Source organism: Chryseobacterium sp. 1B4, from assembly GCF_036631475.1.
Taxonomy (GTDB): domain Bacteria; phylum Bacteroidota; class Bacteroidia; order Flavobacteriales; family Weeksellaceae; genus Chryseobacterium.
Genome location: NZ_JAPNUF010000001.1, coordinates 48,708 through 72,034, shown reverse-complemented (window position 1 = coordinate 72,034; position 23,327 = coordinate 48,708). Strand labels below are relative to the sequence as shown.

Sequence of the window (23,327 nt, the reverse complement as noted above, 5' to 3'; positions counted from 1 at the left end):
CCGGATCTCCAGCAGCATTTTACAGATTTATATGATCTGACCCGGTTTTACAAAGGCCCTATTATCAAGCTGGAACAACAATAAAATAGAGGCTTTTCAGACCTCTTTCTGCAATTCAGGACTTTTATAAGAACATTATTTCCCACTCAAAACAGTGTTTGACAGCTTCTGTCTCTCATCAGTAAAAGCATGTCCTGAACGGATATATTCCCAAAAAATAAAACCTCAATATTTATCAGCATTAAAAAAGATTCTTCACCATACGATGTAATATCAAAGACAAAACAATTGTCTTTGATATAAACTAAAAATATGAATCGGAAGATTACCATTCTTTTAAGTCTTATTTCTTCGTCTTTTCTTTTTGCGCAGAGTGTTGAAGGGATTATTACAGACAAAGACAATAAACCGGCATTGGAAACCGAAGTCCTGATTACCAAAAATGATGTGAAGTTTTCAGCCATCACAGACGATAAAGGGATGTTTAAAATTCCATTGAAAGAAGACGGAGAATATTTATTTGAGATCATAAAAGACGGGGTAAAAACCAATAGTGAAAAAATTACGGTAAAGGGAACACACAGAAAAGATCTGCAAATTAAAGAAGCACCTGTCACCGAACAGAAAATAGAAGGGGTGACCGTTACTGCAAAGAAGAAATTATTCGAAAGAAAAGTAGACCGCCTGGTTTTCAATGTTGAAAACTCTGTTGCCTCTCAGGGAATTGATGCGATAGAAGCGCTCGCGAAAACACCGATGGTAAAAACCAGTGATGACGCTATAAGCATTGCCGGAAAAAGTAATGTGGCAGTGATGATCAATGACAGACTGCTGAATCTTAATGGCCAGGAACTGATTAACTACCTGAAAACATTACGCTCCGATGATATTCTTAAAATTGAAGTCATCACCACTCCACCTGCAAAGTATGATGCAGAAGGAAAAAGCGGACTGATCAACATTATTCTCAAAAAGAACGCCAACCTGGGCTGGAACGGATCTGTTCAGACTTCAGGTAACTATTTCTGGGGCAGACCTACAGTATCAGCAAGAAGTGGGGCTACATTCAATTATCAGGGAGAAAAGTTATCTCTGAGCACCAATCTTTCCGTGGGAGATAATTACTGGTACTACACTACCTATAATTACCTTTCCGCCAACAACAATAATGATTACTGGAACCGGGATACTCAGAATCTCAATAACTACAGGTATAAAGGTGGTAATGCAAAGGCTGAATACAAGATCAATGATAAAAATCTTATCGGAATCAATTACAATTATTCACACAGTAATCCTCTGGAAAAAGGAGAAAGCCAGGCTGTAAGGTCCAATGATGAAGGATTTCTGAATATTCTTTCCAACTTCAGGAACCGGAACAGCAGGGATGTTCACAACGCTACGGCATTTTATGAAACAAAGCTTGACAGTGCAGGAGGCAAGCTGAATATTACCGCCAATCTGATGCTTAATAATTCCAATGCCAGAAATTTCTCCAATACCATTACTACGGAAACGATTTCTACCATAGCCAATCCCATCAGCAAATACCGCATTTATTCCGGGCAGGCTGACCTTGAAAAAACATTCGCCAAAATCAAAACAGAATCCGGTATAAAGTATACTAAGATTAAAAATGATTCTGAATTTAATTTTTTCAATATCAACAACGGACAGTATGACCTGAACCCGGGCAGAACCAACACGTTCTTTTATAATGAAGAAAATTATGCGGTTTACTTTTCTACCAACTTTAAAATCAGTGAAAAATGGGATGCAAAAGCCGGTCTCCGCTATGAGTACACCACATTGGAAGGGATTTCCATGAATGATGACACCTCAGCAAAGATCAATTACGGAAAATTTTTCCCTACTGCTTATATCAGTTATAAGCCTAATGAGAATCATTCATTTTCTCTTAACTATTCACGAAGAATTTCACGTCCTTATTTCGGTAACCTGAATCCTTTCAGATATTACACTTCCGAGTACGAATACAGCACCGGTAATCCTTACCTTTTACCTACGTTTTCAGATAATTTCGAATTTGGATATGTTCTGAACAATAATCTCAATATCACTTTATATTACAATTACAATAAGGATAGCTGGGACAGAGTACAAATGGTAGATGGTGATTACAGATACACAGTCGCTAAAAATTTTTACAATGAAGATCAGGCAGGCATTAATATCAGCTATAACTACAACAAGCTGAAATGGCTGGAATCTACAGTATTTGTAAACGGATATTATACGAAATCAAAATCATATGATCCTTTGATACTGACTGCTCCTGCAGGATACAGTGCCAATCTTAATATCGATAACAGTTTCTTCCTCAACAAAGAAAAAACAGTCACTTTTATGCTGGGGCTTTGGGGCAGTCTTCCTAACAGGGTTGGAAATTCATATTATTACAACAGTTCTTCACTGTATACGGGTATGAAACTGGCATTTATGGAAAAAAAGCTGCTGGTTAATCTGTATCTTAACGATATTCTGAATACCAACCGTGAAAAAGGAATTGAGTATTATCCTGCTTATAATATTGATTTTCAGTACAAAGGAATTACCCGGAATGTCCACCTTTCTCTTACCTATAAGTTTGGAAACAATAATGTTAAAGGAGCTACCAAGCAGGTGAAATTTGAGGAATCAAACCGGGCGGGCGGCAGTAATTAAATTTCATCTTCATCAATTATTACAAATCAGGATAAAAACTATAGCACCGCCGGCAGCTTCCTTACGATATGAAGCTGCCGGCTTTATTTCACTATGTTTCCAAAGGCTTGACCTTTATAAAATAATATATTGTTCCACCGGCGCTATAAGCCAGTGCATCAAACAAATCACCTGTAAAATTTCCGGATAAGCCCGGACAAAGTATTTCAAATAAAAATGAGAGATAAAGTACCGAAGTCAGTACAAATTTAAGGTCAGGTTTCCAATGATAACCTAAAACATTATTCATCAGATATTCTATCAGATAACAATACATGGGAACAGTAATACAGTCTGTAAAATAATTATTGATAACAGGAATGTAAATTCCGGTATGCCTCATAAGAACAATCAAGCCCCATGCTGCAAGCCCCAGCAAAAACCAATATGAAATTCTTTTTTCATTACATATGAAGTACTGCCATGATAACTCCAAGGATGACCTGCAGGATTTTTGATATCACTTCCTGCGGATCCGTTTTCTTTTCTGTTTCGGTCCTTTCTGCTGATTCGTAATCGAATTTCTGCTTTCCTTCCATTATGACAAGATTTATAATGCAAATATATAAAATTAGAACAAATGTTCTAATTTAAAAATATGATTTATTTCAATCTGTATATTCTTATCTTTGAACTATGAAGACCAAGGATAAGATTCTGTCTAAAGCACTGGAGTTATTTAATGACAAGGGGTATAATAATATTACTACCAGGCATATCGCGGCTGAGCTCAATATCAGTGCGGGAAATCTGCATTATCATTTCAGGCATTCGGAAGACATTATTAAAATTCTTTTCTCAGAGCTAACTTTGAAAATGGATGAGCTCCTGAACCATATGAAAGAAAAGGAACATAAAACCCTGGAAGACCTTTATCAGTTTACCTTTTCCACTTGTGAAATCTTTTATTCCTACCGCTTTATATTCATCAACTTTATAGATATACTGAATCAGATTCCTGAAATAGAATCCAGGTATGAGGGCATTAATTTCAGCAGAAAAGAAGAGTTTCAACTGATTTTTTCAGATCTCCAGAGGAGCCGTATTTTTCAGAAAGATGTTCCCCTCTTTATTGTAGACTGCCTTACTGAACAAATTTTTATCATTGCAGATAACTGGCTTACCCATAACAGGCTTATCCTGAAGCTGAGTCCTGAAGAAGCTATACAGCATTATACGCTTCTTCAGATGAATCTTTTATCCACTTCTCAATAAAGAACAGCAAAAGCTTTATGAACAGCAATATATCCGATAGCCACAGTATGACCATCCGAAAAGGCAGTGAAGCAGATCTTCCGGAAATGTTGCAGCTTTTTGCAACCACTATAGATGCAGTGTGCAGAAAAGATTATACACCTCAACAGCTCGAAGCATGGAAATCCGGAGCTGAAAATGAAGAAAGATGGACGAAAGTGATCAGAGATCAGTATGTTGTAATTGCTCTCAACGAAAATAAGATCGTTGGTTTTTGTACTCTTGATCAGGGAAATTATATCGATCTTCTTTTTGTTCACAAAGATGAGCAGCAAAAAGTATTGCATCAATTCTTTATCAGGAGATTGAAAAAGAAGCATTCCGGCAGCATGAAAAACAACTGACAGCGGATGTAAGCAAAACTGCCAGACCATTTTTTGAGAAAATTGGTTTTCAGATGGTTCAGGAACAAGAAGTCAATATTAAAGGAGTAAATTTGACCAATTATAAAATGATAAAAAGTTTCCTTTAATTTTCTGAATAATGGAATTACCACCGGAATATAATGAGTTCAGAATTTCAGTTCCAGAGGAATTTGAAAATATATTCACGCATTTTTATTTTGCTGAAAACACAGCTGAAAGACCGGTCACCAAAACACTTTTACCCACCTACCAGACGATCCTATTATTCTGTTTTGGAGAAAGCGCCACCATGTCTACCCTGGAAAAGACAAACATACATGTTGATAAATGTATGGTATTCGGTCCTGTGAGGCAAGCCTTTGATTATACACTTCCTGCCGGCTGCTCCATTTTAGTGGCCAATTTTAAAGATGATGCATTCTACAGGTTTTTCGGGAAAGCATCTATTGAGCAATCCGTAAGACATCCTGACGAATTGCTGGAAGAAAATTGTTTTACAGAACTGTGGCATCAGCTGGCAGAATTACATTCCGCCACAGCACAGGTGGATCATATTCTTGAATTCTGCAAGCCTTATCTTCAATATCAGGACATTACCGGCAAGCTGCTAAGCAGTTTTGAAAATGATCTTTTAAACCCAATAAAAGTGATTGCAGAACAAACCCGGCAAACGGAGAGAAACATCCAGCGAAAACAGAAGGAACAGTTTGGATATTCCTTAAAGGAAATTAACCGGTATAACCGTTTTTTAAAAGCAATCAAAATTATTGAGCAGGAAACCGGAAAACAGAATAAGGTCCAATGGTTTACCATCATTGATGAATGCGGTTATTATGATCAGAGCCAGCTCATCCATGATTTCAGACATTTTATCAACATTTCACCGGCACAGTATCTGAAATTCCAGCAGGATATCTGCAATCCAAAGTCCGGATAGACCGTTTCGTTTTCTTACAATTTTTGAAAAGCTCACGCCTCTACCTTTGTCTCATTAATCTAAATCATCAACAACAATGAGACATTTAATCATTTACGCACACCCCAATGAAAACAGTTTAAATCACCATCTTTTAAACACAGTAATTGAAACCCTCCAATCCCATCATCATGAGATCATCGTGAGAGATCTTTATAAAATAGGTTTTGACCCTCTCCTTTCTTTGGCTGATATGCAGGGACAACGTATAGGGAAAGTATCGGATGATGTAAAAAAGGAACAGGATCATATTACGTGGGCAGAACAGATAACTTTTATTTATCCCATCTGGTGGACAGGGCTTCCCGCTATGATGAAAGGCTATATAGACCGTGTGTTCAGTTATGGTTTTGCCTACCGTTATGAACAGGGGGTACAGAAAGGGCTTCTGAAAGGGAAATCAACAATGATTATCAATACCCATGGGAAATCATATGAAGAATATGAAAGATCAGGAATGGATAAAGCACTTACGCTGACTTCTGATCATGGCATTTTCATCTATTCCGGACTGGAAATCACCAGACATTTATTTTTTGACAAGGCAGACAGGGCAAGTTCTGAAGACCTTGAAATCTGGAAAGAGCAGATTAAAAATTTATATTCAAAACAGCTGCTTCATTATTAAAATTCTTTTCATGAAAACAGATAACGAAAAACATAGCATAAACCCAGCTTTATTAACTTCATACAAACTAATGAAGAAAATAATAAAATACAGTTTTTACATTCTGATCTTCTATTTTGCTTTAAAGGGATTTATGGCATGAAATTAGCTTCAGAAACCGCAAGTAAAATTGTTTTGAACCATTATTTTAAGCCATTAAGATTGATGGATGGTTAAGTTTTTCTTTTAAAACAAATCTTGTTATAACCCTGCAATGCGTCTTAATGGTTTAAATATTGGCTTCACAGGTAAATCCTGTATATTTGCATCATAATGAAACATCTGAACAGTATATTACGTCTTCCGTTCTTCAGTGAATATTACATCCGGACTATCGTTCGGGAAGACTTTCTATATCTGTAATCCAATAAAATAATCTAACGTATATATAGAGCCCGGACAGTACCTGTCCGGGCTTTTCATTTTAAAACTATTCAACATGATTCATCCATTACAAGAAAATGTGGCCATCATCCTTCCGGAAAACGGCCTCGAAGAAAAGCTTAATCAGGCAAAAAAAGAAAACAGAAAACTTTCTGTCAAGCTGGGATTTGATCCTACCGCTCCGGATCTTCATCTGGGGCATGCAGTCGTATTGAAAAAACTGAAGCAGTTTCAGGATCTGGGGCATCAGATTATTATAGTCGTTGGAAGCTTTACAGCAAGAATTGGCGATCCCACCGGAAAAAATAAAGCAAGAAAACCTTTAGGCCCTGACGATGTGCGGCATAATGCACAGACTTATATCAGTCAGCTTTCCAAGGTTATTGATGTAAAGAAAACAAAGATTGTTTTTAATTCCGACTGGCTGGATATACTTGATTTTTCAGATGTGATCCAGCTGCTTTCAAAGGTTACCGTAGCTCAGCTGATGCACCGTAATGATTTTAATAAAAGGTTTACTGAAAATACTCCTATTGCCATACATGAACTGGTGTACCCTATTCTTCAGGGCTACGATTCCGTAAAAATTGAGTGTGACATTGAAATGGGCGGCACGGACCAGCTTTTTAACTGTACAATGGGAAGACAGCTTCAGGAAGTCCACCAGATGCCTGCTCAGATTGTGATGTGCATGCCATTGCTGAGAGGGCTTGACGGAAAAGAAAAATGAGCAAGTCCCTGAACAATATTATCGGGCTTACAGATGAACCCAATGAAATGTTTGGAAAAACCATGTCTATTCCGGATGCTTTGATTGAAGAATTTATCAGCCTGACCACCGATTTTTCCCCGCAAGAAAAAGCAGACCTCCTGTTCAGAATGACAGAGGGTGAAAATCCTATGAATATCAAAAAGATCATTGCAAAAAACATCATTGCACAATATCATAATAAAACGGCAGCAGACCAGGCGGAACAGTTCTTTATCAACCAGTTTCAGAATAAAAATTTTGAAGAGAAAGAATATGAACCCATCCCTATCAGCTCTTTGGGTATTGAAAACAAAATTTCTGTTGTGGAACTTTGTCATCAGCTTAAAAATGACCTCAGCAAATCTGCTATACGGAGATTAATTGAAAACGGAGGAGTTCAGATCAATAACAATAAAATAACAGACTCCAATAACGAATTGGGGCTGATACCCGGAACAAAAATAAAAATCGGAAAAAGAGGCTTTTTGAGCTGATATAAAGCCGGAAGAGGGAAGCTGGCAGAGGGAAGTTTTTATCAGACGTGAAACATCTGAAGTTTTTTGATTGCATTTTTTAAAACAAAAGTTAAATTAAAAAATGCAGGAGTTCAATACAGCACAATAACTTCCAGCTTCCTTCTCCCAGCTCCCAATCCTTGCCCTTACATTACTATTCCCTCCTTCAAATTATTTCAATATCTTGCTTTTTGAGCATATAAAGCCGGAAGAGGGAAGCTGGCAGAGGGAAGTTTTTATCAGACGTGAAACATCTGAAGTTTTTTGATTGCATTTTTTTAAAACAAAAGTTAAATTAAAAAATGCAGGAGTTCACTACAGCACAATAGTAACTTCCAGCTTCCTTCTCCCAGCTCCCAACCCTTGCCCTTACATTACTGTTCCCTCCTTTTCATATTTCAATATCTTGCTTTTTGAGCTGATATAAAGCCGGAAGAGGGAAGCTGGGAGAGGGAAGTTTTTATCAGACGTGAAACATCTGAAGTTTTTGGTTGCATCTTTTTTAAAACAAAAGTTAAATTAAAAAATGCAGGAGTTCACTACAGCACAATAGTAACTTCCAGCTTCCTTCTCCCAGCTCCCAACCCTTGCCCTTACATTACTGTTCCCTCCTTCAACTTATTTCAATATCTTGCATTAAAATAGAAACACTAATCTTTGACTATGAGTCCAGACCTGCATTACAAAAAAGCCGATGAAGCTGATATTGATTTTCTTCTCAATCTCAGAATGAAAACCATGAATCCTCATTATGAAGCTTCCGGGCTTTCTACGGACAGGGAAACAACCCTTCAAAGAGTTCTTCATGAGTTTGATAAAGCCCATATTATTCTTTTAGACAACCAACCCATCGGGCTGTTAAAAGTAAGCAGAACCTTTACCAATATTGAGGTTCTTCAACTTCAGATTGATCCCGGCCAACAGGGTAAAGGACTTGGAAAAAAGATTCTGTCGGATATTCTGTCGGAAGCCTCATTAGCAGGAAAAACAGTATCATTAAGCGTCCTAAAAACCAATAAGGCTCAGCATCTCTATACAAGTCTGGGATTTAAAATCGTAGGAGAAGATGAGCATTCTTATTTTATGGAAACTGAAAGGCAGTAAATTGAAGTGTTTAGATTTTGATCAAAATGAGCATAAAAAAGTCCAATCAAAAAATTGGACCTTGTATAATGTAAACAGCTATGTTGAACTTAATTTTCAAAGCTTTTATCTGCAACAGCCGTATTTCTTGCTTTTGCCAGCATAGGAATTGAAATCAAACCCATTACCAGCATAATAACAATCTGCAGCGGCAAAGAAATAAAGGAATAAGTAAGCCCCATTTCACCTCCGAAGTCAGCGCTTTTACCCACTGAAATAAAAAGTGCCATGAAACCGTATTTCATTGCAAGATTATAAGCACCGATTCCTCCGCTTGCAGGGATAATCATTCCCAATGTTCCCACTACAATGATAAAGAAGCCGTCCGCAAAGGTAAATCCGGAGGTTTCAGGAAGGGCAAAACAGACAAGATAAGCCGCCAGATAGTAGCAAATCCAGATTCCCAATGTATAAAGGATAAATTTTCCTTTTTCTTTTAGCTTAAAAATAGAAGTTAATCCCTGAAAAATCCCATCAATAAAGCTGACAACTTTTCCTAAAAACGGGATTCCTGAAAGTTTCTTTTTAAATACAAAAAACAAAACTGTTCCTACAATCAGAATTGACAGAACCAGTATTATTTTGTTAGGATTCATTGTTATTCCTGAATTTTTATAGAATGACAGGATTGCATCATATTTAAACAATAAAGTCAGTCCTAAAAATCCCAGCATACAAACAAGATCTACCACCCTTTCCAGAATAATAGTTCCGAAAGATTTATCTACAGGCACTTTTTCCACACCATATAAAGCTGTAGCTCTAGCTACTTCCCCGCTTCTCGGAATGGTAAGATTCATCAGATAACCGAATGATATGGACCAAAGCGCATTGGAATTCGATATGCGATGTCCCATAGGCTCCAGCATAAGGTTCCAGCGAATAGCCCTAAACCAATAAGCAAGAAGTCCAAATACGGAAGCAAACAGTACCCAAAGGTAATTGGCTTTTGCCAGTGATTTCTGAATAACTTTAAAATCCAGCCCTCTTAAGGCGAGCCATAAAAAAGCCTGCAAAAGCAAGCGATATTACTATTGTAAATATTGATTTTACCGGACTTTTTGATGTTTTCTCCATGTATTACGTAAGAAGGTTTGTTTTTTCATCCGGGAAAACAATTTTCGGCTGGAAGTCTTTTGCTTCTTCCGGGGTCATCTGTGCATAAGCAATGATAATAATGATATCATCTTTCTGTACTTTTCTTGCAGCAGGCCCGTTCAGACATACTTCCCCCGACTTTCTTTTCCCTTTGATAACGTAAGTATCAAAACGTTCTCCGTTGTTTACATTCACGATATAGACCCTTTCTCCCACTACCAGGCCGGCAGCTTCTATAAGATCTTCATCTATCGTTATACTCCCTATATAATTAAGGTCAGAGGCAGTTACTCTCACCCTATGAATCTTAGACTTGAAAACTTCTATTAACATGTTGCAAATTTATTAATAAAAATTAATAAAACATGTCTTTACTATCATTTAAAAACTCCCACAAACACAGGGGTTTAATTTTACAAAATATAAGAAATATGAAAATTGCTTGTAAATTTAATAATCATATGGTCAAAAAAATTAATTGTTTACACCCAATTTAGGATTTAATAAATAAAGGAAATAATATTAACTTTTTGCTAAAGTCAATAAACATAAGCATTTGGCATGATTTTAGTAACCCGTAACGTAGATTTTCTGTGAAAAGTGGAATTATCATATTTTAACTGATTTTACTTAAACGTAAAAAAATTACACAAGTTTTAATAAAAAAATTGCACAATTAGAAAATAGTACTATATTTGCTATAATTACGAACTAACTTTAATATTAAAAATTATGAACAAGTCTGAATTAATCGACGCAATCGCAAAAGATGCAGGTATCACTAAAGTTGCAACTAAAGCTGCTTTAGAATCTTTCATTGGTAACGTAACTACAACATTAAAGAAAAAGACGGAAAAGTTTCTTTAGTAGGTTTCGGTACTTTCTCAGTAGCTGAGAGAGCAGCAAGACAAGGTATTAACCCTGCAACTAAAAAACCGATCAAGATCGCTGCTAAAAAAGTTGCTAAATTCAAGGCTGGAGCTGATTTATCAAATGCAGTTTCAGGTGCTAAGAAAAAATAATCATTCAGATTACAAAAAATTCAGGGCTGTTTCTAGGAAACAGCCTTTTTTATTTCTATAAATCAGGAATTTAAACCGTTAAGCTTTTTTAAGCGTTTAAGATTATTAAGTTTTGGCTAAAGCCTCCCCACTACGTACAATAATAAGCGGGCTTTAGCCCGCTTCTATTGATAATTCATTCACGAATTTCACCATATTGTTTAACAGATAATATTGAAAAAGACAAAATAGAAACGGGCTTTAGCCCGTTTTAAAATAAACATTAATTCCAATGGCTTCAGCCAAAACTTAAAACGACAACAATCTCCACTTATCCACATCAAAACCTGCAGAATATTACGTTTTGACTAAAGTCTTACATCATGTTTATAAAATAAGCGGGTTAAAACCCGCTTCTATTGATAATCCATTCACGAATTTCATCATATTGTTTAACAGATAATATTGAAAAAGACAAAAATATTCAATAGAAACGGGCTTTAGCCCGTTTAAAATAAACATTAATTCCAATGGCTTCAGCCAAACTTAAAACGACAACAATCTCCACTTATCCACATCAAAACCTGTAGAATATTACGTTTTGACTAAAGTCTTACATCATGTTTATAAAATAAGCGGGTTAAAACCCGCTTCTATTGATAATCCATTCACGAATTTCACCATATTGTTTAACAGATAATATTGAAAAAGACAAAATATTCAATAGAAACGGGCTTTAGCCCGTTTTAAAATAAACATTAATTCCAATGGCTTCAGCCAAAACTTAAAACGACAACAATCTCCACTTATCCACATCAAAACCTGTAGAATATTACGTTTTGACTAAAGTCTTACATTATGTTTATAAAATAAGCGGGTTAAAACCCGCTTCTATTGATAATCCATTCACGAATTTCACCATATTGTTTAACAGATAATATTGAAAAAGACAAAATATTCAATAGAAACGGGCTTTAGCCCGTTTTAAAATAAACATTAATTCCAATGGCTTCAGCCAAAACTTTAAACGACAATAATCTCCACTTATCCACATCAAAACCTGTAAAATATTACGTTTTGACTAAAGTCTTACATCATGTTTATAAAATAAGCGGGTTAAAACCCGCTTATTTTCATAGAACTTCCAGTTTCTAACTTCTGATTTCTGTTATGGAGCCAATCTTGAAATTTTCCAGTCCAGATCTTCCAGCTGGTAAATGATCCTGTCATGAAGACGGTTGGGCCTTCCCTGCCAGAATTCAATTTCATAAGGTCTTGCCAGATATCCGCCCCAGTGGGCCGGCCGTGGAACTTCAGTGTTTTCGAATTCTTTTTCCAGCTCTTTTAATTTATCTTCCAGAACCTCTCTGTTGGGAATAACCTGGCTCTGCGGGGAAACAACAGCTCCTAACTGGCTTCCTTTCGGTCTTGAATGAAAATAACCATCACTTAAATTTTCGGCTACCTTCTCCAGATCTGCTTTGATAATGATCTGACGTTCCAGATGAGGCCAGAAAAAATGCAGGCATGCTTTATGATTGTTTTCTATTGCTTTTCCTTTTCTGCTGTTATAATTGGTATAAAAAATAAACCCTTCATGGGTATATGCTTTCAGAAGAACCATTCTTGTTCTCGGACACCCATCTTCTTCCACTGTAGAAACCGCCATAGCATTAGCTTCTGAGATCACCGGGCTCTCATTGGCCTCCAAAACCAGTCCCTGAACTGTTCAATTGGATTTTGTTTGATCTCACTTTCAATAAGTTGGGATTTCTCGTACACTTTTCTTTTGTCGTGCAGGTTTTCCATAGATATTTTTTATTAAATTTGAGTATGAATCACTCATACAAAGGTAAAATATTAATCTCGACACCTGACATCTCCGGCGATATTTTTTCAAGATCGGTAGTATTGGTTATTGAACACAATGAAAGTGGTGCATTTGGTTTGATATTGAATAAAAAGAACAGCCAGATGAGTAGCAAATTCAAAGATTTTTTTGACTTTAAAATTGAGGTATATGACGGAGGGCCTGTAGAAAACGATAAAGTTTTTTATTGTAAAAGGCAAAAGAGTTACTGAGATCTATACTGATATTACCGATGAATACTATCTTACAGAAGATATTGAGCGTATCATCAATGCTGTTTTAAGCAGCGAACTGAATATTGAACATATCAAAATATTTTCGGGGTATTCCGGATGGTCTCCTAACCAGCTGGACACAGAAGTTCAAAGGAAAATGTGGACGGTAGTTGACGTTTATAACCTTGACTATACGCTTCCCAACGATCAGACACTCTGGAAATCTATTATGCAGAATCTTGGAGGAGAATTCCTTCTCTGGGCCAATTCTCCTGAAGACATTTCATTAAACTAAAACCGTATATTTTTGTATCAATCTGATAATTAACAAACTTTAAGATTCTTTTAACCAATTTTAAAGGAAGTTTTTCCGTTCTTTGAAAAACTAAAATCACTGATATGAAAGGTATTACATTACTTGCTTTATCAATATTTTCTACAGCTTTTTTATCATTTACCCCTATCAACAAAAAATGCATTGTCATTGATGCCGGTCATGGCGGAAATGATTTTGGGGCTACTTATGGTGAAATCCTGGAAAAAAATATTTCGCTAAGTGTTGCTAAAGAAATCCAGAAGATCAATGAAAGCCAGGATAAGTACGAAGTCATTCTGACCAGAGATTCCGATAGTTTCCCTACTCTTGCCGAGAGAACAGATCAGATCAATAAACTGAACCCTGAAATGGTTATTTCCCTTCACGTTAACAGCTCGCCTCAACAAGAGAGAACTGACAACGGATTTGAAGTGTATGTTCAGAATTCTGATGTTTCAAAGGAACTGGCCGGAAAAATTTACAAAAAATTCAATGCCCGCAAAATTGAAGAGCGCAATCTTCACATATTAAGAGAAACCAAGGCACCTGCTGTATTGGTTGAGCTTGGTTTTATCAATAATTCTGATAACAGGAATTATATTACCAGTGAAAAGGGGCAAAAAGAAATCGCACAGAAATTTGTTGAGATCATCAACGAATATTAAATAAAAAGAAACAATTTCTGATTTACTCAGAATAAAACCCGGTAAAGGACTTCTGGAACTTTGTTGTTTACCGGGTTTGTCAATTTTTACTGATTAAAACTTTTCTTCCAGCTTTCTACCAATTCTGAGAAACGGGAGATTTCAAAAGTTTTATTTCTTATTTTACCTACAGAAAACATACCTTTCTCGTCAGAAATCATTAAAATTTCTTCAGCTTTCTGAGATTCAAATGCAATAATCTCGTGTTCCTGGATATCTGCAAGGTTATTCTTATGCAAAAAAGTAACAAAATTTTCCATCAAAGGAGAAATGTACGATCCTTCGGTCTGCTTTGGAACTTTGATCACATCACCTTCTAAAAAAGAAGATTTCCGGCTGTGGTACGTGCAATTCTTTTGTTTGGGTTCAGAAGAATCACGTCGTCAAGATCGTTTTCCTGGGCATAAATTGCTCCGTAAATGTTTTCCGGACAGTGAGTCCGGATATTACTCAAAAGGTTGTTATTAACATTAATTTCCTTGATCAGGTCTAGCTCCAGAGGTCTTTGATGTACTGCCAGCACATCAGCCATCACAGTAACCTCGTAAAAATAGGAAACAGAAGATTTCGCCAAAGTCACTCCGTCATTATTTCTGAACACCTGGAAGTTGATAATCCCGTTAGCTACTCCTTTACCTTCAATAATATCTTTCTGAAATAGCGTCTGGAAAAACTCCAGCGTGTAAGTCAAAGGAATATTCATTCTCATCTTTCTCATGGAAGCCATCAGGAAAAAATAGCATTCTTCGTCCATGATCAATCCACCATTTCTTACAAAGAAAGAAACCTTCACTGAGTCTCCCCAAAGAAAAGCCCTGTTCTTTAGATTTAATTCGTCTGATGTAAAATATTGATTTTCCAATTTTTAATGTGATTTATTTACAAAAAAATAATGAACGATAAATCGTTCATCAGTTTTATCATTTAATAGAGCCCAGCATTATGCTGCCCCTAATTTTATCCTGAGGTTTTCAATAAGATTTTCCCAATACATTGCGTTTTCGTCTTCATCACCATCTTCACAGAAGTCTGTAATATTAAGAGACAGATCTTCTGTAATATCATCTATCACGATAGTCATTTCAAAGAAGTTTTTAGTTCCTTCATCTTCTTCCCATCTGAAACGCACGAAACCTTCAGGCTTATATCTGATCAAAGTGGCCTTCTCAGCAGGTCCTCCGCCCCAGCTAAAAAGAAATCATCGCCTTTCTCTGTTACCTCATCCGCAAACCATTCAGACAATCCCTCTGCAGTCGCCAGATATTCGTATAAAATCTCTGATAAACAGTGCATTGGAAATTCGTAATGGACTTTATGTTTCGCCATATAATCTTTGTTTTATCGTCCCGCAATATATAAATTAATTTTTTTATTACGCAAAAAAACAATTACTTTTTTATAGAATCAGCATGATATTTATCAGAGGTTTTACATCTTTATTTTGGCAGATTTCAAGCCTTAAAAAATGCCATGCAGAACATAAAAAATCTCTCCTTTCCGGAGAGATTTTATCTTTAATTTTCATTCAGTATGTCAAGAATAATCTGGCATCCTTCTTTGATTTCATCCATAGATAATGTAAGAGGCGGAGAGATTCTCAGGTATTCATTTCTGTACAGCTGCCAGAAAACAATAAGTCCTCTTTCCATGCATTTTTTGGCTACTTCCAGAGTATATTCAGGAGTTCCGAGATTGACAGCCAGCATCAAACCTTTACCGTTGATATTTTTGATTTTCGGATGAACCAAAAGTTCTCTGAACAGTTTTTCTTTTTCATCCACTTCATTCATAAGCCCGCTATCCAGAACTTCTTTTAATGTTGCATAGCTTGCTGCTGCAATCAGAGGATTTCCACCAAAGGTAGTAATATGCCCAAGCTTTGGTGAATGTGAAAGCGTTTCCATAATTTCTCTGGAACTCATAAAAGCGCCTACAGGAACTCCTCCTCCCATTCCTTTTCCCATTACGAGAATATCCGGAACAATTCCAAAGTGTTCGAAAGAGAACAGTTTTCCGGTTCTTCCGAATCCGGGTTGTATTTCATCCAGAATCAACAGCGCTCCTACTTCTTCACATCTTCTTTTTAATCTGATGAGATAATCCTGAGAAGGAACCAGAAATCCTGCTGCTCCCTGGATTGTTTCCAGGATTACACATGCGGTTTTCTCTGTGATTTTATCAAGATCTTCTACGTTATTAAATTCAATAAAAGAAACCATTGGCAGCAAAGGGCGGAATTCTCTTTTATGGGTTTCATTTCCTGAAACACTTAAAGCACCATGGGTATTTCCATGATAGGAGTTTTTAAAGGAAACGATTTCTTCTCTCCCTGTATATCTTTTTGCCAGCTTCAAACTTCCGTCAATAGCTTCTGCTCCGCTGTTTACAAGGTACGTTACCTCCAAAGGATCAGGAGTAGCTTCAGCAAGCAATCTGCATAATGCTACGGGCTTTTCCTGTGCATATTCACCATACACCATGACGTGAAGGTACTTATCGGTCTGCTCTTTAATGGCATCTACAATTTTAGGATGTGAATGCCCCAGTGTATTGGCAGAAACTCCCGCCACAAAGTCAAGATATTTCTTTCCGTCTGTACCATAAATATAGCTTCCTACCGCTTTCTCCACCTCAAAACCTGCTGCAAATTTTGTGGTTTGTGCCTGATATATAAAAAAATCTTTTTGCATTTCCAGAAATATTTTATGAAAGTCTAAATCAGTGATCTTCTTTAGAATCTTTTTTTATTTTTATTTTAGATGTATTGTTGTAATCAAAATCAGAAAGTTCATCAAGTTCAGTCTTAATTTTCTGTTTCCAATCCTCAAGTTTTTGAGCGTTAAGCCCGTAATTGGTTTCACTGTCTAATAAACCCTGAGCTTTTACATATTCAGCTGTCAGACTGTTAAACATTTCATTGGCATAAGCAAAACCCTTCCAAATAGTATTTTTATGGATAAGAAGATCTTTACGCATTCTTCGGGCATACACTTCAGCCAAATCAAAGTTGACTTGCTGATACTCGATCATTGCAGGAATATTGCTGGCATTTGGGTTTAGTGATGAAGCATTACTGGAAAATTTGTTGAGAATCTTCCTGTTAAAATTATTACTTAATGCGTTATAGCCCCTTAACTGATATGAAAAACTAATTGCTGATTTGATTGAGATATTCTCATTGTGAGTAATTAATTTATAATCTTCTTTCCGCAATTTTCTTTCTTTACTCCATACAAATTCATCCGGTTGTAAATCTTGTGAAAAAAACATCAATGGAAAAAATAATAACAGCAACAGTATTTTTTTCATAACTATTATTTTCTTGTTCGCTTAGGCTTTTTAGCTTCTTCTTTAGCTTTTTCGTCATCAATCGCTTTCTGAGCTTTATCGAAGAGCTCGTTATCAGCAGTATATTGTATTTCTTCGTTGTTCGGGCTGTCTACAAGGATATCCTGCCATTTTCTGATCCTGTCTCTGGTATTCCAGTTAAAGTCCGGGAATTTTCTTTTGAAGGTTCTATCATACTCATCGGATAGGTATCTGAAGCCGCTCCGATACTGCATGAAATAATCTGTAAAGCTCTTTCTTCAAATAATGCTCCGATAATTCCGCAGGTAGAAAGTGTAATTCCTATCCTTTCCGGCTTTTTGGTTTCCTGATCGGTATCATCCACATATACGATAGATTGGGCGTTTCCGACTACTCTTGCTTCTTTAATCGCATTCTTTTCATAGTATACCGTCATGAATTTTCCTTTCACCTGGTTGAACTCATCTTTCAGATTCAGGGAATCTACTTTACTGATGGCAAAAGCATTTCCGATAACTTTTAAAGAATCAATATCTTCTGTCTGGGTATTAAAATAAGCTTCTACTTTATCACCGGTCACCTGTTTTTCACCACTCCAAAGAATAGGGTTGGTATACATGTGCATAATTCCGTCTGTTTCATTGAAAGCGATAGAGTCTGCTCTTCCCTGGGCATTGGATTTATAAATACGGGCTTTTTTAAAGGCTCTCAGGTAGCTTTTCTTAACTTTGATATCAAGAGAATCTGGTCTTTGGTAAGAGATGATTTTTTCTGCAGCAAAATAGATGGAGTCTTTTTCCATTACTTTTACAGCATAAGGACTTTTCGTCATCATTGCAGAGTCTTTCTTCTCGAAAATCTCTCCGTATCCCCCTTTTATATATCTTTTTCTTTAGGATCATCAAGTGTCACATTTCCCGTTGCTTTACCAAATCCTGAAATCTGGTTATAATACATGTCGTCACCGGTAAGGATTTTCTCGTTATAAAATATTCTGGAGTTTTTCGTTAAATAAGCCTCCTTGGTATCCATTTTATAAGTACCTTTTTCAGTGTAGATCCTGTTTCTTGGATTCGTCTTGCTGGTAATGGTTGTCGGACCGATGAAATCAGCAATCTTTGTATTCTGATTCTGCTTGATATTGGGTCCGTCTATGATATATTGAGGGGTTTCTATTTTTACATTTCCGGTAAGGTCTACTACCCTTGTATTAAGAAAATAGGTTCCTACTTTGGCATAGGTCACATTCTGTCCGTCCGAGATCGTTCCTCCTGTATTAAAATAAGCCTGATTAGCCAGCCTGTCGTAATACAGAATATCTGTTTTGATGGTTTGCTTGGGATCGGTAAGGACCACATTTTTTCTGGCAACACCTTTCTGGGTATTGGCATCATATTCCATTTCTCCTGCTGTAATTACAGATCCGTCTGTATTTTGAAGCCTTGTATTGCCTATTGCTTTGACGAAGTTCTCTTCATTGTACAGAACTACTTCATCAGCCGTAAGAATAGAGCCTTGGTGTTCAATCTGAACATTACCTGTAAAATATTGATTCCCGTCGTATTTTTCAGGGTTTTTCTTGATCTCGTCCGCATGGATGATCTTTACTTTATCTTCAGGTCTCACCTGTTTAGGCTGAGTGGGTGAAGGAGCCTGCAAATAGGGATCTCTCTTCACAGGGGTTTTATCCTGCGCAAAGTTTAGCGTAGAAATAAAGAGTAACAGAAAAAGTACTATTCTCATTAATTAGTCATTCTTAGTGCCATAAAAATATAGCGAATGAGAATCAATTTTTACGCCAAATGCTTCTTCAATGGCTTCTTTGATTCCTTGAATTCTTGGGTCGCAGAATTCAATAATTTCTTCAATTTCTTTATCTGAGTCTTTTTTGTAGATCACCAGGTGGTCATGCTGCTTGTCAAAATAAGACTTCTCATAAGATGAAGAGGTCAATGTCTTTTCTCCGAACTGATGCTTACGGATTAAGCCTGCATCAAGGAAAATTTCAATAGTGTTGTAAATCGTTGCTTTGGAAACATGATATTTTTTCTGCATCATGAGAAGATACAGATCATCAACATTAAAGTGATGATCCATATTATAAATCTCTTCCAATATCGTATATCTTTCAGGAGTGTTTCTGAACCCTTTTTCCAATAAGTAGTTTCTCAAAACATCCTTGATCAAAGCTATATTTTTTCTTTTTGTACTGTATCCATTAAAAAAATTATCTACAAATTTATTGAATTTTATTTAAATAGATAGTATACTTAAATACCAGAGGATTAAGAGTTGTGACGGAAATACCCTGATTGCTCGATCTTATTATCATAAACTGTAAGCTCTGTGATAGGTGCAGATTCCACTTCAACGTTATGCGAAGATACTCCCCAGGCTTTAAAGTCATCACTTCCTATGTACTTCACAAAGTTGTAAATATTAAGCGTAATCTTCTGTTTAACAGTTAAAAGTATATCGTTGATATAGGTGTTATCTATGATCACATATTTAAGATCCGGCGGTATATCATGAGCTCTTAAAGAAGGATGGCTGCTTCTTGAAGGAATGGTTCCGTCTGCCATCAGATCTTTAAGGACCATATTGAAATAATCGTTGATTCTTCGGTCTACTTTAAATCCTAAAAGGAAGTTGATTTTATATACTGTTCCCGGAAGAATTTCATCTACGGTATATCTGAAAGTATAAGGATCTTCCTGGTTCACGATGCTCAGGATGAAATAATGATCTGCCCTTTTAGGTTGTTTTTTGATGATGGAATAAATAATTTTGGATTCCACCTCATCATTTCTTTTGCTCTGCTCAGGTAAGCCAGATTGGTAGCATATTTCGGAATGGTTTCATCCAGTTTCATGTCTTTAAGAATAGACACGTATTTTTCTATTTTCACAAACTGGATAAATCTTGTTTTGATCAGTCGTCCGTTATACCATGCATACATAGAAACTCCGATTGAGCCTGCCAATACAACGGTAATCCATCCTCCTTCCATGAATTTGATGATGTTGGCACTGAAGAAACCTAGTTCAATAGCCATGTAAACCAATGCGAAAAACAGGATTAAAACCTTGCTCACTCTGTGCTTCAATAACCAGAATACCAGCAGAACTGTTGTCATTAGCATTGTTACTGTAATGGAAAGTCCGTAAGCCGCTTCCATTTTTCCTGATTCCTTGAAATGCAGGACGACAATGATACACAGGATAAGAAGTCCCCAGTTGATTCTCGGAATATACATCTGTCCTTTTACTCCGGAAGGATAATCAATTTTCTGATTCGGCCAAAGGTTAAGGGACATTGCTTCTGAGAATATGGTGAAAGAACCTGTAATCAATGCCTGGCTGGCAATAATTGCTGCGGCTGTTGCTAAGATTACTCCCGGGATAATCATCCATTCCTGCATGATTCCAAAGAACGGGTTTACCACAGAGAATCCAGGTTTGTTATAATTGGTCAGCAGCCACGCTCCCTGCCCCAGGTAGTTCAGAATAAGCATGATCTTAACAAATGCCCAGCTCACTCTGATATTTTTAGCACCACAGTGTCCCAAGTCGGAATACAATGCTTCCGCCCCGGTTGTACAAAGGAAAACAGCTCCAAGAATTACAATTGCACTCGGAGAGTTCACGATAAGCTTATAGGCATAGTAAGGGTTGAAAGATCTTAAAATCTCAAAATTTTCACTCAAATGCATAACTCCCAGACCGCCTAATACCAGGAACCAAACCACCATCACCGGACCGAAAAACTTTCCGATAAAGCTGGTTCCGAACTGCTGTACTACAAAAATGGCAATCAGAATTCCGATAGTGATAGGAACAACGGGAGTGTGGGGATTATAAATCTCAAGACCTTCGATAGCTGACATTACCGTCAGTGATGGGGTAATAACTCCGTCTGCAATAAGTGCGGCAGCACCAATAATTGCAATGAGGTATAACCATCCTTTTTAAGGTTCCTTACCAGTGAAAACAAAGCGAGAATACCCCCTTCACCTTTATTATCCGCTCTCAAAGCAATGATCACATATTTGATTGTGGTCTGCAGGGTAAGGGTCCAGATAATACATGAAAGAGCTCCTTCTATGTATTCATTGAAAGGCATATTGCTCCCCTGGGATCTCGCGTTCACAATTGCTTTCATTACGTAAAGCGGAGAGGTACCAATATCTCCAAAAACAATTCCCAGAGACACTAAAACTCCAATAAAGGAAAGTCTTTTTATGTCGAAGTGGTAGCCATCTTCTATAACTTCTGCCATATCAGCTTAATTTATTTTAAAGGCGCAAATTTATACTAATTTTATGACGTCAAGAATTTTTCTTCATGAATATAATAAATGAAAAAACTTCCTTTCGGAAGTTTTTTCTATAACTATTTTACGTACATCGCTTTTTTGATTTCCTCTTTTACTTTTTCAAGTTTAGGGAACCATTCTGCAAATAATGCGGCAGAGTAAGGTGCAGGTGCATCAGGAGTAGTAATTCTCTTGATTGGAGCATCCAGGTAATCAAATGCTTTCTGCTGTACCATATAAGTAATTTCTGAAGATACTGAACCAAATGGCCACGCTTCTTCCAAAATAACCAATCTGTTTGTTTTTTTCACGGATTCCAAAATGGTATCGAAATCAAGAGGACGAACAGTTCTAAGGTCAATAACTTCTACAGAGATTCCTTCTTTAGCCATATCTTCAGCAGCCTGTAAAGCCAGCTTCATGATCTTTCCGAAGGAAACCAAAGTCACATCTGTACCTTGTCTCTTGATATCTGCTTTTCCTATCGGTAAGTAGTATTCTTCTTCAGGAATTTCCATTTTATCTCCATACATCTGCTCAGATTCCATGAAAATAACAGGGTCATTATCCTGAATTGCAGTTTTCAATAATCCTTTTGCATCGTATGGGTTAGAAGGTACTACCACTTTAAGTCCCGGACAGTTGGCGAACCAATTTTCAAATGCCTGAGAGTGAGTAGCTCCTAATTGCCCTGCAGAAGCAGTAGGTCCACGGAAAACGATTGGACAATTCCACTGTCCACCACTCATCTGGCGGATTTTAGCTGCATTATTGATAATCTGATCAATTCCTACCAATGAGAAATTGAATGTCATAAATTCTACGATGGGTCTGTTCCCGTTCATTGCAGCTCCCACAGAGATTCCTGTAAATCCAAGTTCTGCAATCGGTGTATCGATTACTCTTTTCGGACCAAATTCATCCAGCATTCCTTTTGAAGCCTTATATGCACCGTTATATTCTGCAACTTCCTCCCCCATCAGGTAGATGGATTCGTCTTTACGCATTTCCTCGCTCATTGCCTGTGCAATTACCTCACGAAAAGTATATTCTGCCATATTTTCTTGAAAAATTTAGACTACAAAAATAGTGTTTTTTTATTATACACATAATAAAAAGCCTCTTCATTTCAATGTGAAGTCATAATATTAACTGTATTTAAAATGAATTTACCTTCTTTCAGCTTAGTTCTTATAGTTTTTTAAGGTTCCGAAGAATTTATTCAAACTTTTATTCACAAAAAAGGCATTCCATTTCTGAAATGCCATGTAAATTCTATTTTAAACTTATATTAATTAGCTTTCTCCCAAACCTGGGTTCTTCCTAATAAAGACAATCCTAAATAACCTCTTACGTTCAGCTTGTCACCGCTTCTTGTAATGGTACATTTGTATGTTTTCCCGGTTTTAGGATCTGTAATGGTTCCTCCAGTGAACTCATCACCGTCTTTTTCAGTCCTCTGATGATTTCCAGCCCTAAAAGTGGTTTTCCTTTTCTGTCATCTTTACAAAGTGTACAGTTGGCATCAGCCGGTTTTATTAATAACTGAGAAACTTTTCCATAATATTTCCCATCAGATTTTTTATACACCTCAACAATAGATTTTGCCTGTTTGGTTTCATCATCTATCGTTTTCCACTTACCTTCTATCTGTGCAAATGTAAGCACACCGCATAAAGAAAGTGCGAACGTTAACAATATTTTTTTCATATTTCTTATAG

The 23,327-nt window shown here is 36.7% G+C and carries 14 protein-coding genes and 11 pseudogenes; 11 read left to right on the top strand and 14 right to left on the bottom strand.

The annotated features are described in order from the left end of the window. The first annotated feature begins 312 nt into the window (after positions 1 to 312). Positions 313 to 2,685, top strand: coding sequence for an outer membrane beta-barrel family protein (locus OWR28_RS00455; RefSeq protein ID WP_332385031.1), 2,373 nt, complete (start codon positions 313 to 315; stop codon positions 2,683 to 2,685). Positions 2,686 to 2,776: 91 nt separating this feature from the next. On the opposite strand, the gene OWR28_RS00450 is transcribed toward OWR28_RS00455, so the two are convergent. Both OWR28_RS00450 and OWR28_RS00445 read right to left on the bottom strand, forming a co-directional pair. Next, positions 2,777 to 3,103, bottom strand: a complete 327-nt coding sequence (locus tag OWR28_RS00450; RefSeq protein ID WP_332385030.1) for a hypothetical protein — start codon at positions 3,101 to 3,103, stop codon at positions 2,777 to 2,779. Positions 3,104 to 3,128: 25 nt separating this feature from the next. Then, positions 3,129 to 3,263 carry a hypothetical protein gene (locus OWR28_RS00445; protein WP_332385029.1) on the bottom strand — a complete coding sequence of 45 codons (135 nt, stop codon included), beginning with the start codon at positions 3,261 to 3,263 and terminating at the stop codon, positions 3,129 to 3,131. Positions 3,264 to 3,360: 97 nt separating this feature from the next. Here OWR28_RS00445 and OWR28_RS00440 point away from each other — a divergent pair, with 97 nt between their 5' ends. The 7 genes and pseudogenes from OWR28_RS00440 (at position 3,361) to OWR28_RS00410 (ending at position 8,740) form a co-directional block, all read left to right on the top strand. Beyond that, a complete protein-coding gene (locus OWR28_RS00440) occupies positions 3,361 to 3,939 on the top strand; it encodes a TetR/AcrR family transcriptional regulator (RefSeq protein WP_332385028.1) in 579 nt (192 codons plus the stop codon). 17 nt (positions 3,940 to 3,956) lie between these two features. Continuing rightward, positions 3,957 to 4,450 (top strand): annotated as a pseudogene (locus OWR28_RS00435) (GNAT family N-acetyltransferase). Positions 4,451 to 4,461: 11 nt separating this feature from the next. Continuing rightward, a complete protein-coding gene (locus OWR28_RS00430) occupies positions 4,462 to 5,280 on the top strand; it encodes a helix-turn-helix domain-containing protein (RefSeq protein ID WP_332385026.1) in 819 nt (272 codons plus the stop codon). Positions 5,281 to 5,356: 76 nt separating this feature from the next. Next, positions 5,357 to 5,947, top strand: a complete 591-nt coding sequence (locus tag OWR28_RS00425) for an NAD(P)H-dependent oxidoreductase (RefSeq protein ID WP_332385025.1) — start codon at positions 5,357 to 5,359, stop codon at positions 5,945 to 5,947. 478 nt (positions 5,948 to 6,425) lie between these two features. Further along, positions 6,426 to 7,309 (top strand): annotated as a pseudogene (gene tyrS / locus OWR28_RS00420) (tyrosine--tRNA ligase); the annotation flags it as partial. A gap of 135 nt (positions 7,310 to 7,444) precedes the next feature. Continuing rightward, positions 7,445 to 7,615: a S4 domain-containing protein gene (locus OWR28_RS26700; protein ID WP_494168413.1), complete on the top strand. Its 171-nt coding sequence runs from the start codon at positions 7,445 to 7,447 to the stop codon at positions 7,613 to 7,615. A gap of 684 nt (positions 7,616 to 8,299) precedes the next feature. Further along, positions 8,300 to 8,740 carry a GNAT family N-acetyltransferase gene (locus tag OWR28_RS00410; RefSeq protein WP_332385022.1) on the top strand — a complete coding sequence of 147 codons (441 nt, stop codon included), beginning with the start codon at positions 8,300 to 8,302 and terminating at the stop codon, positions 8,738 to 8,740. Positions 8,741 to 8,829: 89 nt separating this feature from the next. On the opposite strand, the pseudogene OWR28_RS00405 reads toward OWR28_RS00410, so the two are convergent. Then, positions 8,830 to 9,856: pseudogene (locus OWR28_RS00405) on the bottom strand (lysylphosphatidylglycerol synthase transmembrane domain-containing protein). Between the two features lie 3 nt (positions 9,857 to 9,859). Then, complete coding sequence (panD, locus tag OWR28_RS00400) at positions 9,860 to 10,210, bottom strand: aspartate 1-decarboxylase (RefSeq protein WP_002976902.1); 351 nt, start codon at positions 10,208 to 10,210, stop codon at positions 9,860 to 9,862. A 399-nt stretch (positions 10,211 to 10,609) separates the two neighbouring features. Here panD and OWR28_RS00395 point away from each other — a divergent pair. Then, positions 10,610 to 10,899: pseudogene (locus tag OWR28_RS00395) on the top strand (HU family DNA-binding protein). Positions 10,900 to 12,046: 1,147 nt separating this feature from the next. On the opposite strand, the pseudogene pdxH reads toward OWR28_RS00395, so the two are convergent. Continuing rightward, positions 12,047 to 12,687 (bottom strand): annotated as a pseudogene (gene pdxH / locus OWR28_RS00390) (pyridoxamine 5'-phosphate oxidase). A 24-nt stretch (positions 12,688 to 12,711) separates the two neighbouring features. On the opposite strand from pdxH, the pseudogene OWR28_RS00385 reads away from it, so the two are divergent. Further along, positions 12,712 to 13,258, top strand: a pseudogene (locus OWR28_RS00385) (YqgE/AlgH family protein). 104 nt (positions 13,259 to 13,362) lie between these two features. Then, positions 13,363 to 13,944, top strand: coding sequence for an N-acetylmuramoyl-L-alanine amidase (locus OWR28_RS00380; RefSeq protein WP_332385020.1), 582 nt, complete (start codon positions 13,363 to 13,365; stop codon positions 13,942 to 13,944). Between the two features lie 86 nt (positions 13,945 to 14,030). On the opposite strand, the pseudogene OWR28_RS00375 reads toward OWR28_RS00380, so the two are convergent. The 9 genes and pseudogenes from OWR28_RS00375 to OWR28_RS00335 all read right to left on the bottom strand — a co-directional run bounded on the left by OWR28_RS00375 (position 14,031) and on the right by OWR28_RS00335 (position 23,316). After that, a pseudogene (locus OWR28_RS00375) lies at positions 14,031 to 14,845 on the bottom strand (aminotransferase class IV). A 78-nt stretch (positions 14,846 to 14,923) separates the two neighbouring features. Further along, positions 14,924 to 15,309: pseudogene (locus tag OWR28_RS00370) on the bottom strand (START-like domain-containing protein). A gap of 188 nt (positions 15,310 to 15,497) precedes the next feature. Then, a complete protein-coding gene (locus tag OWR28_RS00365) occupies positions 15,498 to 16,673 on the bottom strand; it encodes an aspartate aminotransferase family protein (RefSeq protein WP_332385019.1) in 1,176 nt (391 codons plus the stop codon). A gap of 28 nt (positions 16,674 to 16,701) precedes the next feature. After that, entirely contained in the window at positions 16,702 to 17,292 is a 591-nt protein-coding gene (locus OWR28_RS00360; protein ID WP_332385018.1) for a hypothetical protein, read from the bottom strand. A gap of 5 nt (positions 17,293 to 17,297) precedes the next feature. Beyond that, positions 17,298 to 19,035, bottom strand: a pseudogene (locus OWR28_RS00355) (OstA-like protein). Positions 19,036 to 19,038: 3 nt separating this feature from the next. Then, positions 19,039 to 19,485: a Fur family transcriptional regulator gene (locus OWR28_RS00350; protein ID WP_494168412.1), complete on the bottom strand. Its 447-nt coding sequence runs from the start codon at positions 19,483 to 19,485 to the stop codon at positions 19,039 to 19,041. Positions 19,486 to 19,577: 92 nt separating this feature from the next. Then, positions 19,578 to 21,570 (bottom strand): annotated as a pseudogene (locus OWR28_RS00345) (KUP/HAK/KT family potassium transporter). 113 nt (positions 21,571 to 21,683) lie between these two features. Next, complete coding sequence (locus OWR28_RS00340; protein ID WP_002976871.1) at positions 21,684 to 22,664, bottom strand: pyruvate dehydrogenase complex E1 component subunit beta; 981 nt, start codon at positions 22,662 to 22,664, stop codon at positions 21,684 to 21,686. A 233-nt stretch (positions 22,665 to 22,897) separates the two neighbouring features. Beyond that, positions 22,898 to 23,316: pseudogene (locus tag OWR28_RS00335) on the bottom strand (DUF2147 domain-containing protein). Positions 23,317 to 23,327 lie beyond the last annotated feature (11 nt).

What these genes read in the sequence shown, in the direction of transcription:
- OWR28_RS00365 (WP_332385019.1), bottom strand. Translation starts at nt 16,673, where the DNA reads ATGCAAAAAGATTTTTTTATATATCAGGCACAAACCACAAAATTTGCA.
- OWR28_RS00410 (WP_332385022.1), top strand. Translation starts at nt 8,300, where the DNA reads ATGAGTCCAGACCTGCATTACAAAAAAGCCGATGAAGCTGATATTGAT.
- OWR28_RS00340 (WP_002976871.1), bottom strand. Translation starts at nt 22,664, where the DNA reads ATGGCAGAATATACTTTTCGTGAGGTAATTGCACAGGCAATGAGCGAG.
- OWR28_RS00425 (WP_332385025.1), top strand. Translation starts at nt 5,357, where the DNA reads ATGAGACATTTAATCATTTACGCACACCCCAATGAAAACAGTTTAAAT.
- OWR28_RS00430 (WP_332385026.1), top strand. Translation starts at nt 4,462, where the DNA reads ATGGAATTACCACCGGAATATAATGAGTTCAGAATTTCAGTTCCAGAG.
- OWR28_RS00455 (WP_332385031.1), top strand. Translation starts at nt 313, where the DNA reads ATGAATCGGAAGATTACCATTCTTTTAAGTCTTATTTCTTCGTCTTTT.
- panD (WP_002976902.1), bottom strand. Translation starts at nt 10,210, where the DNA reads ATGTTAATAGAAGTTTTCAAGTCTAAGATTCATAGGGTGAGAGTAACT.
- OWR28_RS00440 (WP_332385028.1), top strand. Translation starts at nt 3,361, where the DNA reads ATGAAGACCAAGGATAAGATTCTGTCTAAAGCACTGGAGTTATTTAAT.
- OWR28_RS00380 (WP_332385020.1), top strand. Translation starts at nt 13,363, where the DNA reads ATGAAAGGTATTACATTACTTGCTTTATCAATATTTTCTACAGCTTTT.
- OWR28_RS00445 (WP_332385029.1), bottom strand. Translation starts at nt 3,263, where the DNA reads ATGGAAGGAAAGCAGAAATTCGATTACGAATCAGCAGAAAGGACCGAA.
- OWR28_RS00360 (WP_332385018.1), bottom strand. Translation starts at nt 17,292, where the DNA reads ATGAAAAAAATACTGTTGCTGTTATTATTTTTTCCATTGATGTTTTTT.